We start from the raw sequence: 13,378 nt of genomic DNA on the forward strand, positions 1-13,378 counted from the left end.
GCATCCAACACGGAACGCGCAGCAGCCTTGCCAACCTGGCTCGACCACTACAACCTAGACAGAACCCACCTCGGCATCGGAGGCAAAACCCCCATCGACCGAATCAACAACGGTCGAGGTCAGTACATCTAGCGCCCGCGGAACGCGAACGGCGGGCGACGCGTCATGCGTCGCCCGCCGTGCTGTTTCAGGGCAGGCCTGGAACGGCGCTGTCCGTCAGACCGACCGGAGGACGGCGACGATCTTGCCGAGCACGTCGGCGGCGTCGCCGAGGATGGGCTCGAAGGCGCTGTTGCGGGGGAGCAGCCAGGTGTGGCCGTCGCGCTGCCGGAAGACCTTGACGGTCGCCTCGCCGTCGAGCATCGCCGCGACGATCTCGCCGTTCTCGGCGGTGCGCTGGGAGCGCACCACGACCCAGTCGCCGTCGCAGATGGCGGCATCGATCATGGAGTCGCCGACGACCTTCAGCATGAACAGCTCGCCCTTGCCGACGAGCTGCCTCGGGAGCGGGAAGACCTCGTCGACCTGCTGTTCCGCGGTGATCGGGATGCCGGCGGCGATGCGGCCGACCAGGGGGACCATCGCGGCGTCGCCGACGGGCGTCGGTTCGCCCACGGAGGCCGTGCGGCTCTCGGTGCCTGGGAGCTCGATGAGCACCTCGAGCGCACGGGGCCGGTTGGGATCGCGGCGGAGGTAGCCGGCGAGCTCGAGCTGGTTGAGCTGGTGGGTCACGCTCGAGAGCGAGGACAGGCCGACGGCGTCGCCGATCTCGCGCATGCTCGGCGGGTAGCCGCGGCCGGCGACCGAGCGCTGGATCGCCTCGAGGATCGCGATCTGCTTCGCACTGAGGCTCTTGCGGCGTCGGCTGCGGCCGGACTCGCGCAGGTCGTCGAGTTCGGTGCTCATCGTCGCTCCTCAGTTCCGGTCCATCGAACCGATGTCGGTGGTGTCTGATCGACTGTCGTCGGACATTCGAAACTGTATCCGCCCCGCAGGGGTGCGGCAAACATGCGTTCGAGTGTGTCGCGAGATCCGTGGCGAGATTCGCTCGAGACGAGGTTCTTGCGATGTTCGATATTCGAAGATATATTCGGAACAGAGTTTCGCATCCGGCCCTCCCGGCCGAGGGCCGGATGCGACTCGCTTCAGGAGGTGCGAGATGAGCGCAGTGATGGTCACCGGTTCGTATGCCGGCAACTCCGCGACGAGCGGATTCGACCCGCATGCCTTCGACGGAGTACGGAGCCGCCTGCGGCTGACCCGGCGCGGGCGAGTCGTCCTGACGATCCTGTCCGCGATTCCCGTCGCCGTGTTCGCAGCCGTCCTGGTGCTCGGCAGCGGGGGAGCGGCGGCCGAAGTCGATGCGCCCTCCAACGTCGGTCTCTCCTACCTGACCGTCGCCGACGGCGAGTCGCTCTGGGGCATCGCGGAATCGATCGCCCCGGGCAGCGATCCGCGCGAGATCATCTCCGAGATCATGCGGCTCAATGGGCTCGACGACTCCACGGTGCAGCCCGGGCAGCGGCTCGCCCTGCCCGCCGTGCGGTGAGCATCTCACTGCATGTCTCGGCGGCAGAGGCGCCGCTGGTCGCATCGCTAGCATTGATCGGGTGACCACCCTCGACGACCTGCCCATCCGCGATGACCTCCGCGGCCGAAGCCCCTACGGCGCGCCGCAGAAGGCCGTGCCCGTCGCGCTGAACGTCAACGAGAACACGCATCCCATTCCCGAGGCGGTTGCCCACGACATCGTCGCCAGGGTTGCGGCGGCGATCCTCCAGCTGAACCGATACCCCGACCGCGAGTTCTCCGAGCTCCGAGCGGCGTTCGCGCGCTACCTGGGTCACGGACTCGCCGCCGACCAGATCTGGGCGGCCAACGGGTCGAACGAGGTGCTGCAGCACGTCCTGCAGGCGTTCGGCGGACCGGGGCGCACGGCGCTCGGCTTCGCACCGACCTACTCGATGTACGGGCTCCTCTCCACGGGCACCGGCACGGCGTGGGTCGTGGGCGGGCGCGACGACGAGTTCGAGCTCACCCCCGAGACCGCCGTGGCCGCGGTGCGCGAGCACGACCCCGACATCGTGCTGCTGTGCTCGCCGAACAACCCCACAGGGACCCCGCTCTCGCACGAGACGATCACGGCGGTCGTCGAGGCCGCGCGCGGCATCGTGGTCGTCGACGAGGCCTACCACGAGTTCGCCGACGCCGGCACGCCGAGCGCGCTCGAACTGCTCGACGGTCGTCCTCGACTCATCGTCTCGCGCACCATGAGCAAGGCGTTCGCCTTCGCCGGTGCCCGCGTCGGCTATCTGGCCGCGGACCCCGCCGTCGTCGACGCGCTCCGGCTCGTTCGGCTTCCGTACCACCTGTCCGCCCTCACCCAGGCGGCGGCGCTCGCGGCACTCGCGCACAGCGACGAGATGCTCGCGATGGTCGACGACATCCGCGGGCAGCGCGAGCGCATCTCCGAGGAGCTCGCGCGCCTCGGGTTCCACCCGTACCGCAGTGGTGCGAACTTCGTGCTGTTCGGTGGCGTCGACGACCCGGCCGCGGTCTTCACGGGGCTCCTCGAGCGCGGCATCCTGATCCGTGACGTCGGTCTTCCCGGCTGCCTCCGGGTGACCGCGGGCACCGAGGCCGAGACGACCGCGTTCCTCGAGGCGATCGCCGGGTTCGCACCCGGATCCGCGTCCGGCGCCGCGAATAGGATGGACGCATGACCACTTCGAACGCCCCGCGCACGGCCCGGGTGCAGCGCGAGACGAGCGAGTCGAGCATCGACCTCTCGATCGACCTCGACGGCACGGGCGCCAGCGAGATCGAGACCTCGGTGCCGTTCTACGACCACCTGCTCACGGCGTTCGCGAAGCACTCGCTGACCGACCTCACCGTGCGGGCCTCCGGGGACACCCACATCGACGTGCACCACACCGTCGAAGACGTGGGAATCGTGCTCGGGCAGGCGATCAGGCAGGCGCTCGGCGACAAGCGCGGCATCTCCCGCTACGGCGCTGCCCTCGTGCCCCTCGACGAGGCGCTCGTCCAGGCGGTCGTCGATATCTCGGGCCGGCCCTACCTCGTGCACGCCGGCGAGCCCGCCGGGTTCGAGTACCACCTCATCGGCGGCCACTTCACGGGTTCCATGGTGCGCCACGTCTTCGAGGCGATCACGTTCAACGCGGGCCTGACGGTGCACGTGAACGTGCTCGGCGGGCGCGACGCGCACCACATCGCCGAGGCGGAGTTCAAGGCGTTCGCGCGGGCGTTCCGCCAGGCGAAGGCGTTCGATCCGCTCGTCTCCGGCATCCCCTCGACCAAGGGGGCCCTGTGAGTCGTCCTCGGCGCGTGGTGGTGCTCGACTACGGGTCGGGCAACGTGCACTCCGCGGCCAAGGCGCTCGAGCGCGCCGGCGCCGAGGTCGAGCTCACGGCCGACCGGGCGGCGGCCCTCGAGGCCGACGGCCTGCTCGTGCCCGGCGTGGGCGCGTTCGACGCCGTCGTCTCGCAGTTGAAGGCCGTGCGCGGCGACGAGATCATCGACCGGCGCCTGGCCGGGGGGCGGCACGTGCTCGGCATCTGCGTGGGCATGCAGGTGCTCTTCGAGCGCGGCGTCGAGCGCGGCACCCAGACCGAGGGGCTCGGCGAATGGCCGGGCACGGTCGCCGAACTCCCGGCCGAGGTCCTCCCGCACATGGGCTGGAACACCGTGCAGCCCGACGAGGGCTCGGTGCTCTTCGACGGCATCGCCGACGAGCGCTTCTACTTCGTGCACTCGTTCGCCGCCCAGGAGTGGACGCTCGACGTCATGCCGCCGTTCCCGAAACCGAGGCTCACCTGGGCCGAGCACGGCGGCAGGTTCCTCGCCGCGGTCGAGAACGGCCCGCTGTCGGCGACGCAGTTCCACCCTGAGAAGTCCGCCGATGCCGGCATCCGACTGCTGTCGAACTGGCTGCGCTCGCTCGAGTGACCGACCGGGCGCGTCACACGATCCGGGCGCTGCGCCCGGTGCGGGCTAGGATTCTGTGACTGTGCCGATGCCGCGGTTCTGCGGCATCCGAATTCCCGAGGACAGTGATGAGTGAGTTCAACAAGACCCCCCGCCTCGTGCTGCTTCCCGCGGTCGACGTGGCGGGCGGCAAAGCCGTTCGCCTGACCAAGGGCGAAGCCGGTACCGAGACGAACTACGGCGATCCCATCGATGCGGCGGTCGACTGGGCCGAGCAGGGTGCCGAGTGGATCCACCTCGTCGACCTCGACGCGGCCTTCGGGCGCGGCTCGAACGGCGGCGTGCTGAAGAAGGTCATCCGCCAGGTGCGCGGCCGGGTGAACATCGAACTCTCCGGCGGCATCCGCGACGATGAGTCGCTGGAGCACGCGCTCGAGATCGGCGCGAAGCGCATCAACCTCGGCACCGCGGCGCTCGAGAACCCCGAGTGGGCTGCTTCCGTCATCGCGCAGTACGGCGAGGCGATCGCCGTCGGGCTCGACGTGCGCGGCACCACGCTCGCGGCACGCGGCTGGACGAAGGACGGCGGTGACCTCTGGCAGGTCATGGACCGCCTCGAGGAGGCGGGCGCCGCCCGGTACGTCGTCACCGACGTGACGAAGGACGGCACCCTGCAGGGGCCGAACCTCGACCTCCTCCGTCAGGTCATGGACCGCACGCACCGGCCCGTCGTGGCGTCCGGCGGCATCTCGAACCTCGACGACATCGCCGCGCTCCGCGAACTCGTGCCGCTCGGCCTCGAGGGCGCGATCGTGGGCAAGGCGCTCTACGCGGGCGCGTTCACGCTGCCCGAGGCGCTGGATGTCGCATCCCACTGAGCCCGGCGACCGTGCCCGGGACGCGGATGCCGTGGCGCGGCGCGTGAGCGGCGAGCCCGGAGCCTCGCCCGAGGGGGCGAGCGCACCCGAGGTCGCGGCCGATGCCGTGCCTGGGCTCGACCCCGACCAGCAGCACGCGCAGCCCGGTGGTCGCACGGACTCGGCCGGCGCGCCGTGGGCCGGGCGGTCGTTCGCTCCGAATCCGCACGCGGCCGATGACGGAGGCGCCCCGGAGGCGCTCGCGGCGGCGCTCTCCGCGTTCCGCAGCGGCGACGGAGGCCAGGCCGAGGTGGTCGCGGCCTTCGGCGGGGCACGGCTGCTCATCCCGCTCCTCGCTGAGCTGGGCGACGGCGGAACCGAGGTCGGCGAGCACGGACTCGCGATCGAGAAGAGCCAGGAGCTCTCCATCGTCACCGTCGAGGGGCCGGACGGCCGGCGCGTGCTGCCCGTCTTCGCCTCGGTCGAGGCGATGTCCAGATGGAACCCGCTCGCACGACCGGTCCCCGCCGACGGCATCAGGGTCGCGCTGGCTGCGGCGGACGAGGGCACCGACCTCGTCGTGCTGGATCCCGGCTCGCCGACCGAGTTCGTCTTGCGTCGGCCGGCCATCTGGGCCGTCGCCCAGTCGCAGCCGTGGCATCCGTCGTTCGAATCGGCCGAGGTCCGCATGGCCTTCGCACGATCGATCTCGACCGAGCTCGCGGTGCTCGGATTCGACCTCGAATCCGGTGACCCCGACGCGCGCCTCGCCGGGCCGGAACTCGTCGTGGAGCTGTCGTTGGTGAGCGGCCTCGATCGCTCGGAGCTCGACATCGTGCTCGCGCGCCTCGCGCAGCGCTGGGCCGCCGACGATGCGATCGCCACCGGCGTGGACTCGCTGAAGGTGCGGCTGCGCGCGGCGCCGGCCTCGGCCTGACGGCTGCTGACGGCTGCTGACGGCTGCGCGAGGTTGCCGCCGCTTCGCGTCGGGTGCAGAATCACGCCTGGAGGGGCGCATGGTTCGAGTACCGCAGTCCGATGACGAGTTCGGCGCGCCCCTCGCGGCGGCGGCCCGGATCTCCGGCGCCTGGCTCGAGGGGATGCCGAGCCGCCCCATCGTGCCGGTCACGGGCATCGAGGCCGTGAAGGACCGGCTCGGGCGCGAGCTGCCCCGCACCGGGTCCGACGCCGTCGACGTGGTCGAGGCGCTGGCCCGGGCCGTCGAGCCGGGCCTCATGGCGATGCAATCCGCCCGATTCTTCGGGTGGGTCATCGGCGGCACGGCGCCCGCGGCGCTCGCGGCCGACTGGCTCGTGAGCGCCTGGGACCAGAACTCGGCGCTCCGTGAGGTGACGCCAGGCGTGAACGCGGCCGAGGAGCTCGCCGGCGAGTGGATCTGCGAACTGCTCGGGCTGCCGGCCACCACGGTCGCCGGGTTCACGACGGGGGCGACGACCGCCAACCTCGTCGCGCTCGCGGCCGCGCGCCATGCGGTGCTCGAGCGCGCCGGATGGGACGACGCCGAACTCGGCATCCAGGGGGCCCCGCCCGTGCGGGTCATCGCGGGCGACGAGCATCACCCGTCCGTGGACGTCGCGCTGCGCGTGCTCGGCCTCGGGCGCCCGCGCGACGTGGCCTCCGACGCCGAGGGCCGGGTGGTTCCCGCGGCGCTCGAGGCGGCGCTCGCCGACGGCGAGGGGCCGGCGATCGTGTGCCTGCAGGCGGGCAACATCCACTCCGGCGCATCCGACCCGTTCGAGGCCTGCGTGGCGGTCGCGCACGCGGCCGGCGCCTGGGTGCACGTGGACGGCGCGTTCGGGCTGTGGGCGGCCGCGAGCCCCGCGCTGCGCCACCTCGTCGCCGGCGTCGAGCTCGCCGACTCGTGGACCACCGACGCGCACAAGACGCTGAACGTGCCATACGACGCAGGCGTCGTCGCCGTCGCGGAGCCCGCCCACCTCGTCGCCGCGATGACGATGCATGCGGCCTACCTCCCGGCGGCCTCGACCGGCGTCGACGCCAACGACCGGGTGCTCGAGCTCTCCCGCCGCGCGCGCGGCGTACCGACCTACGCCGCGTTGTGCACGCTCGGACGGGACGGGGTGGCCCGGCTCGTCGACGGGTTGGTCGAGGCGGCGCAGGCCATCGCCGCCGGGCTGCGCGTCATGCCGGGCGTCGAGGTGTTGAACGAGGTCTGCTTCACGCAGGTGTGCGCGGCGTTCGACGGGCGCGACGTCGCCGAGATCGCCCGGGCGCTCGACGCCGACGGAGCGGCGCTCGCGCATCACTCGCGCTGGCGCGACCGGGACGTGCTGCGGTTCTCGGTCAGCAACCGGTCGACGGATGCCGCGGCGGTCGAGGCGGCGCTCGCCGCGGTGCATCGCGTGCTCGGGGCCTGACGCCCCGCGCCCGGACGCCAGACACCGGACGCGCGGAGCACGGCACACCGCGCGGATGTCGGTCGTTCACGGCAGGATGGGAGGGTGGTCGCGCTCGACGCCTTCTCCGAAGCCACGCGAACGTGGTTCGCGGAGTCGTTCCGCGCGCCCACGGCCGTGCAGGATGCGGCATGGCAGGCCATCGGTCGCGGCGCGCACGCCCTCGTGGTCGCGCCGACCGGGTCGGGCAAGACGCTCTCGGCCTTCCTGTCCGCGATCGACCGGTTGCATTCCGGGCCGCCGCCCGCCGAGCCGGGCACGCGGGTGCTCTACCTCTCGCCCCTGAAGGCGCTCGGCGTCGACGTGGAGCGCAACCTTCGGGCGCCGCTCACGGGCATCGCCCGCGTCTCCGAGCGGCTCGGCATCGAGCCGCCGCACGTGAGCGTCGGCGTGCGCTCGGGCGACACGCCCGCCTCCGATCGCCGCGCGCTGCTGCGCACGCCGCCCGACATCCTGATCACGACGCCCGAGTCGCTGTTCCTCATGCTGACCTCGCAGGCCCGCGACACGCTGCGCACCGTCGAGACGGTCATCGTCGACGAGATCCACGCGGTCGCCGCGACCAAGCGCGGGGCCCACCTCGCGCTCTCGCTCGAGCGTCTCGACGCACTGCTGCCGAAGCCCGCGCAGCGCATCGGGCTGTCGGCCACCGTGCGGCCCGTCGAGGAGGTCGCCCGGTTCCTCTGCGCGAGCGCCCCCGTCGAGATCGTCGCGCCACCGAGCGAGAAGCGATTCGACCTGCGCGTCGTGGTCCCCGTCGAGGACATGGCCCAGCTCCCGGCGAGCGATGACGCGACCGGGTCGATCTGGCCGCACGTCGAGCAGGCGATCCTCGACCAGGTGCTCGCGCATCGGTCCTCCATCGTCTTCGCCAACTCCAGGCGGCTCGCCGAGCGGTTGACCGCCCGACTGAACGAACTCGCCCTCGAGGCGTCCGAGCGCGAGGCGCTCGCCGTCGCGGTCGCGGCGGGGGGACCGCCCGCCGCCGTCATGGCGCAGTCGGGGCAGACCTCCGGCGCCCCGCCGCTCCTCGCCCGCGCCCATCACGGGTCGGTCAGCAAGGAGCAGCGCGCCGAGATCGAGGACGACCTGAAGAGCGGGCGCCTTCGCTGCGTCGTGGCGACCTCGAGCCTCGAGCTCGGCATCGACATGGGCGCGGTCGACCTCGTCGTGCAGGTGGAGTCCCCGCCCTCGGTCTCGAGCGGCCTGCAGCGCCTCGGGCGCGCCGGCCACCAGGTCGGCGAGGTGTCCCGGGGCGTCATCTTCCCCAAGCAGCGGGCCGACCTCGTGCACGCCGCGGTCACGAGCGAGCGGATGCTGGCCGGGGCGATCGAGACCATGCGGGTGCCCGCGAACCCGCTCGACATCCTCGCCCAGCAGACCATCGCGGCCGCAGCCCTCGAGGCCCTCGACGTCGACGGATGGTTCGACGCCGTGCGGCGTGCGGCGCCGTTCGGCAACCTGCCGCGGTCGGCATACGAGGCGACGCTCGACCTGCTCGCGGGGCGGTACCCCTCCGATCGGTTCGGCGAGCTCCGTCCTCGCGTCGTCTGGGATCGCGAGGCGGGCACGCTGGTGGGTCGGCCAGGCGCCCAGCGTCTCGCCGTCACGAGCGGCGGGACGATCCCCGACCGCGGCATGTTCGGCGTGTTCCTCGTCGGCGACGAGGCCGGCGGTCGGCGGGTCGGCGAACTCGATGAGGAGATGGTCTACGAGTCGCGGGTCGGCGACGTGTTCGCGCTCGGCGCGACCAGTTGGCGCATCCAGGAGATCACCTTCGACCGGGTGAACGTCGTGCCCGCGTTCGGGCAGCCCGGGCGGGTGCCGTTCTGGAAGGGCGACGGACTCGGGCGTCCCGCCGAGCTCGGCCGTGCACTCGGCGCGTTCATGCGCGAGGTCGCCGCCGCCCCCGAGGCCGAGGCCCGCGCCCGCATCACCGATGCCGGGCTCGACGGCTTCGCTGCGACGAACCTCATCACGTTCCTCGCCGACCAGGCGAAGGCGACCGGGCACGTGCCCTCCGACCGCACGCTCGTCGTCGAGCGCACGCGCGACGAGCTCGGCGACTGGCGGGTCATCCTGCACTCGCCGTTCGGCATGCCGGTGCATGCGCCGTGGGCGCTCGCCGTCGCGGCGCGCGTGCGCGAGCGGCACGGCGTCGACGGCGCGGCGGTCGCGGCCGACGACGGCATCATCGTGCGCATCCCCGACACGGGCGTCGATCCGCCGGGCGCAGACCTCTTCGTCTTCGAGGCCGAGGAGCTCGAGCAGCTCGTGACCGACGAGGTCGGCGGCTCGGCGCTCTTCGCGAGCCGGTTCCGGGAGTGCGCGGCGCGCGCGCTGCTCCTGCCGAACTACCAGCCGGGGCGGCGCTCGCCGCTGTGGCAGCAGCGCCAGCGCTCGGCCCAGCTCCTCGAGGTCGCGAGCGCCTTCCCGACGTTCCCGATCATCCTCGAGACGGTGCGGGAAGTGCTCCAGGACGTCTACGACGTGCCGGCGCTCGTCGAGTTCGCCAGGGACATCGCGGCCAGGCGCGTTCGACTCGTCGAGACCACCACGGAGTCGCCGAGCCCGTTCGCGAGCTCGCTGCTGTTCGGCTACGTCGGCGCCTTCATGTACGAGGGCGACTCCCCGCTCGCCGAGCGTCGTGCCGCCGCACTCGCGATCGACGCGACCCTCCTCGGCGAACTGCTCGGTCGGGTCGAGCTGCGCGAACTCCTCGATCCGGGCGTCATCGAGACCACCGAGCAGGAGCTGCAGCGCCTCGCCGCCGACTGGAAGGTGCGCGGGGTGGAGGGCGTGGCCGACCTGCTGCGCCTGCTCGGCCCGCTCACCGACGCCGAGCTCCTCGCACGCGTGGCCGAGGGCACCGATGCGTTCGAGGCGGCGGGTGAGCTCATCGCCACCCGCCGCGCGGTTCGCCTCACCTTCGCCGGGCGGGAGCATCTCGCCGCGGTCGAGGACGTCGGGCGCCTGCGCGATGCGCTGGGGGTTCCCGTCCCGCCCGGGGTCGCCGTCGCATTCGCCGAACAGGTCGGCGACCCGCTCGGCGACCTCGTCGGGCGGTATGCACGAACGCATGGGCCGTTCGCCGCAGAGGAGGCCGCCGAGCGGTTCGGCATCGGCGTCGCGGTCGCCAAGGCCGCGCTTCGTCGGCTCGCCGACGAGCGGCGCGTCGTCGAGGGGGAGTTCCGGCCCAACGGCACCTCCACCGAGTGGTGCGACGCCGAGGTGCTCCGGCGGCTCAGGCGGCGCTCGCTGGCTGCGCTCCGCCACGAGGTCGAGCCGGTGCCCCAGCGCGCCTACGCCCGGTTCCTGCCGGAGTGGCAGCACCTGAGGCGGCCGCTGCGGGGCATCGACGGCGTGCTCTCGGTCGTCGAGCAGCTCGAGGGCGCCCGCATCCCGGCATCCGCCTGGGAATCGCTCGTCCTGCCCGCCCGGGTGGCCGACTACAGCCCGGCGATGCTCGACGAGCTCATGGCGACCGGCGAGATCGTGTGGTCGGGGTCGGCGGCCCTCGCGGGCGACGACGGCTGGATCACGCTGCACCTGGCGGACTCCCCGCCGCTGACCCTCGATCCGCCGATCGGTGCCGAGACGACCCCGCTGCAGCGCGAGGTGCTCGTGGCCCTGGGGTCGGGCGGCGCGTTCTTCTTCCGGCAGCTCTCCGACGCCATCGGCCGATTCGGCGAGCTCGATCATCCCGTGGCCGACGACGAGCTCGTCGAGGCCCTGTGGGGGCTGGTGTGGGCGGGGCTCGTCACGAACGACACGTTCGCACCCGTCCGGGCCCTCATCGCCGGGGGCCGCAGTGCGCACAAGGCTCAACGATCGACTCCGCGGTCACGGATGCTCCGTGGGCGCGCGGCGATGCCGCGCTCCTCGTCCACGGTGATGCGGTCGGGGCCGCCGTCGGTCGCCGGGCGGTGGTCGATCCTGCCCGTGCCCGATGACGACGCGACCAGGCGCGCGCACGCGCTCGGGGAGACCCTGCTCGACCGGTACGGCGTCGTGACCCGTGGCACCGCCGTCGCCGAGGGGGTCGTCGGCGGGTTCGCACTCGTCTACCGCACCCTGCGGGGCTTCGAGGACTCGGGGCGCTCCCGCCGCGGCTACTTCGTCGAGCGGCTCGGTGCGGCGCAGTTCGCCGGACCGGGGGCCGTCGATCGCCTGCGCGGCTTCGCCGACCGCGCCGAACGGGGCGAGCCCTCGAGCGGTTCGGGGCCGGAGCCGTCGATGCTGGCCCTCGCAGCGACCGATCCCGCCAACGCCTACGGGGCGGCGCTCCCGTGGCCCGAGCCGCCGGGTGAGAGCTCGCACCGTGCCGCCCGCAAGGCCGGCGCGATCGTGGTGCTCGTCGACGGCGAGCTCGTGCTGTACGTCGAGCGCGGCGGCAAGACGATGCTCGCGTACGTCGACGACCCCTCGGTGCTCGGCCGGGCGGCCGAGGCGGTCGCCGGGCTGGTCCGCTCCGGGCGGGTCCGCCGACTCGCCGTCGAGAGCGTCAACGCCGCGTTCGTGCTCGGCACGCCGCTCGGCGCCGCGCTGAAGACGGCCGGGTTCGGCGAGACGCCGAAGGGACTGCGCCTCGATGCCAGAGGGTGACACCGTCTTCCAGGCCGCCGAGCGACTGCGGCGGGCGCTCGAGGGCGAGACCCTGACGCGGAGCGACTTCCGGGTGCCGAAGTACGCGACGGTCGACCTCGCCGGGCGAACGGTCGACGAGGTCCTCGCCCGGGGCAAGCACCTGCTGATCCGCGCGGGCGATCTCACCGTGCACTCGCACCTGAAGATGGAGGGCAGTTGGCGCGTGTTCCGGCCGGGGGAGCGGTGGAACCGCCCGGCCCACCTCGCCCGTGCCGTCCTCGAGACATCCGGCTCGGTCGCCGTCGGATTCGAACTCGGCCTGCTCGAGGTGATCCCGCTCGACGACGAGGCCCGCGCGGTCGGCCACCTCGGGCCCGATCTCCTCGGGCCCGACTGGGACGCGCCCGAGGCGGTCCGCCGCATCGGGTCGGCGCCCGAGGTCCCGATCGCCGTCGCGCTGCTCGACCAGCGCAACCTCGCCGGCCTCGGCAACGTGTACGTGAACGAGCTGTGCTTCCTCCGGGGCATCCGCCCGCAGCGAGCCGTGGGGGCCGGGGTCGACGTCGAGGCGGCGGTCGACCTCGGGCGCCGCCTCATCGTGGCGAACCGCGATCGCGTGGCGCGCGTCACCACCGGGGTCGACCGTCGCGGCGCGAGGCTGTGGGTCTACGGTCGGGCGGGGGAGCCGTGCCGGCGCTGCGGAACCCGCATCGAGCGGGGCGAGCTGGGCCGTACCGAACTCGAGGAGCGCGTCACCTTCTGGTGCCCCAACTGCCAGCGCTGACGCGCGGCGCCGCGGTGCGATCGCGATGTGCGACCGCATCGTCATCGACTCAGTTGACGGGGCCGGTCCACTTCTCGCCGGGCCCCTGGCCGATGGCGTCGGGAATGACGGAGGCCTCGCGGAAGGCCAGCTGCAGGGAGCGGAGCCCGTCGCGGAGCGACCGTGCATGCATGTCGCTGATCTCGGGCGCGCCGGCGGTGATGAGGCCGGCCAGCGCGTTGATGAGCTTGCGCGCCTCGTCGAGGTCGATCTGCGCCTCGGGGTCGTCGGCGAGGCCGACCTTCACCGCGGCGGCGCTCATGAGGTGCACGGCAGCGGTCGTGATGATCTCGACGGCGGGCACCTCCGCGATGTCGCGGGTGGCGTCGTCGACGGGACCCTGCGAGGAGTCATGCGACGATTCGTGCGCGGCGTGGTGCGTCGCCTCGTGCTCGGTGGGCATGGCGGACTCGCCGGAATTGTTGGTCACAGACATCCTCTGCTAGACTCGTTCGGTCCGGAGCAATGCTCTGGACTGCTGGGGCTCGTCCCCGGCACGGCTGGGCTGGTCCCAGCACGAAAGTGGAGATTCTCCCACCCGCGCATACCGCTTCATCAAGGTTACCGGGTTGAACGCCCTCCGCTTCATCGGCCCTTCAAGGCCATGGAGTAGTCAGGGGGCCGCAGAGTTGCACGGTGTGATTCCGTGCGGCGTGCGTGGATCTTCGCTCTCGGAACGATGGGCGGCATCCGGTCTCCCATCGAGTGAAGAAGCTTGAGTAGAG

The 13,378-nt window shown here is 72.5% G+C and carries 11 protein-coding genes and 1 pseudogene; 10 read left to right on the forward strand and 2 right to left on the reverse strand.

Annotated elements, in window-relative coordinates; translation table 11 throughout:
• Window positions 1-132 (forward strand): annotated as a pseudogene (locus tag GQQ95_RS19725) (IS481 family transposase); the annotation flags it as partial.
• Between the two features lie 84 nt (window positions 133-216).
• Here the strand turns inward: GQQ95_RS19725 and lexA are convergent.
• Window positions 217-906: a transcriptional repressor LexA gene (gene lexA, locus GQQ95_RS18225; RefSeq protein ID WP_157429035.1), complete on the reverse strand. Its 690-nt coding sequence runs from the start codon at window positions 904-906 to the stop codon at window positions 217-219.
• Between the two features lie 253 nt (window positions 907-1,159).
• On the opposite strand from lexA, the gene GQQ95_RS18230 reads away from it, so the two are divergent.
• The 9 genes from GQQ95_RS18230 (at window position 1,160) to GQQ95_RS18270 (ending at window position 12,614) form a co-directional block, all read left to right on the forward strand.
• A complete protein-coding gene (locus tag GQQ95_RS18230) occupies window positions 1,160-1,549 on the forward strand; it encodes a LysM peptidoglycan-binding domain-containing protein (protein ID WP_246205794.1) in 390 nt (129 codons plus the stop codon).
• Window positions 1,550-1,610: 61 nt separating this feature from the next.
• Complete coding sequence (locus GQQ95_RS18235) at window positions 1,611-2,723, forward strand: histidinol-phosphate transaminase (RefSeq protein ID WP_157429036.1); 1,113 nt, start codon at window positions 1,611-1,613, stop codon at window positions 2,721-2,723.
• The gene (hisB, locus tag GQQ95_RS18240) at window positions 2,720-3,334 is read left to right on the forward strand and encodes an imidazoleglycerol-phosphate dehydratase HisB (RefSeq protein WP_157429037.1); all 615 of its coding nucleotides are present in this window, start codon (window positions 2,720-2,722) and stop codon (window positions 3,332-3,334) included. The genes GQQ95_RS18235 and hisB overlap by 4 nt, the downstream gene beginning before the upstream one ends.
• Complete coding sequence (gene hisH, locus GQQ95_RS18245; protein WP_157429038.1) at window positions 3,331-3,969, forward strand: imidazole glycerol phosphate synthase subunit HisH; 639 nt, start codon at window positions 3,331-3,333, stop codon at window positions 3,967-3,969. The genes hisB and hisH overlap by 4 nt, the downstream gene beginning before the upstream one ends.
• Window positions 3,970-4,076: 107 nt before the next feature.
• On the forward strand, window positions 4,077-4,826 hold the full coding sequence (gene priA / locus GQQ95_RS18250; protein ID WP_157429039.1) for a bifunctional 1-(5-phosphoribosyl)-5-((5-phosphoribosylamino)methylideneamino)imidazole-4-carboxamide isomerase/phosphoribosylanthranilate isomerase PriA: 750 nt from the start codon (window positions 4,077-4,079) through the stop codon (window positions 4,824-4,826).
• The gene (locus GQQ95_RS18255; protein ID WP_157429040.1) at window positions 4,810-5,742 is read left to right on the forward strand and encodes an SseB family protein; all 933 of its coding nucleotides are present in this window, start codon (window positions 4,810-4,812) and stop codon (window positions 5,740-5,742) included. The genes priA and GQQ95_RS18255 overlap by 17 nt, the downstream gene beginning before the upstream one ends.
• 79 nt (window positions 5,743-5,821) lie before the next feature.
• On the forward strand, window positions 5,822-7,204 hold the full coding sequence (locus GQQ95_RS18260) for a pyridoxal phosphate-dependent decarboxylase family protein (RefSeq protein ID WP_157429041.1): 1,383 nt from the start codon (window positions 5,822-5,824) through the stop codon (window positions 7,202-7,204).
• Window positions 7,205-7,288: 84 nt separating this feature from the next.
• Complete coding sequence (locus GQQ95_RS18265; protein ID WP_157429042.1) at window positions 7,289-11,848, forward strand: ATP-dependent helicase; 4,560 nt, start codon at window positions 7,289-7,291, stop codon at window positions 11,846-11,848.
• Window positions 11,835-12,614: a DNA-formamidopyrimidine glycosylase family protein gene (locus tag GQQ95_RS18270; protein WP_157429043.1), complete on the forward strand. Its 780-nt coding sequence runs from the start codon at window positions 11,835-11,837 to the stop codon at window positions 12,612-12,614. The genes GQQ95_RS18265 and GQQ95_RS18270 overlap by 14 nt, the downstream gene beginning before the upstream one ends.
• A gap of 49 nt (window positions 12,615-12,663) precedes the next feature.
• Here the strand turns inward: GQQ95_RS18270 and GQQ95_RS18275 are convergent, their stop codons facing one another.
• Window positions 12,664-13,089: a DUF1844 domain-containing protein gene (locus GQQ95_RS18275; RefSeq protein ID WP_425482590.1), complete on the reverse strand. Its 426-nt coding sequence runs from the start codon at window positions 13,087-13,089 to the stop codon at window positions 12,664-12,666.
• Window positions 13,090-13,378 lie beyond the last annotated feature (289 nt).

It is taken from the genome of Agromyces salentinus (genome assembly GCF_009749395.1).
Classification (GTDB): Bacteria; Actinomycetota; Actinomycetes; order Actinomycetales; family Microbacteriaceae; genus Agromyces; species Agromyces salentinus.

What these genes read in the sequence shown, in the direction of transcription:
- lexA (WP_157429035.1), bottom strand. Translation starts at nt 906, where the DNA reads ATGAGCACCGAACTCGACGACCTGCGCGAGTCCGGCCGCAGCCGACGC.
- GQQ95_RS18230 (WP_246205794.1), top strand. Translation starts at nt 1,160, where the DNA reads ATGAGCGCAGTGATGGTCACCGGTTCGTATGCCGGCAACTCCGCGACG.
- hisB (WP_157429037.1), top strand. Translation starts at nt 2,720, where the DNA reads ATGACCACTTCGAACGCCCCGCGCACGGCCCGGGTGCAGCGCGAGACG.
- priA (WP_157429039.1), top strand. Translation starts at nt 4,077, where the DNA reads ATGAGTGAGTTCAACAAGACCCCCCGCCTCGTGCTGCTTCCCGCGGTC.
- GQQ95_RS18255 (WP_157429040.1), top strand. Translation starts at nt 4,810, where the DNA reads ATGTCGCATCCCACTGAGCCCGGCGACCGTGCCCGGGACGCGGATGCC.
- GQQ95_RS18260 (WP_157429041.1), top strand. Translation starts at nt 5,822, where the DNA reads ATGGTTCGAGTACCGCAGTCCGATGACGAGTTCGGCGCGCCCCTCGCG.
- GQQ95_RS18270 (WP_157429043.1), top strand. Translation starts at nt 11,835, where the DNA reads ATGCCAGAGGGTGACACCGTCTTCCAGGCCGCCGAGCGACTGCGGCGG.
- GQQ95_RS18275 (WP_425482590.1), bottom strand. Translation starts at nt 13,089, where the DNA reads ATGTCTGTGACCAACAATTCCGGCGAGTCCGCCATGCCCACCGAGCAC.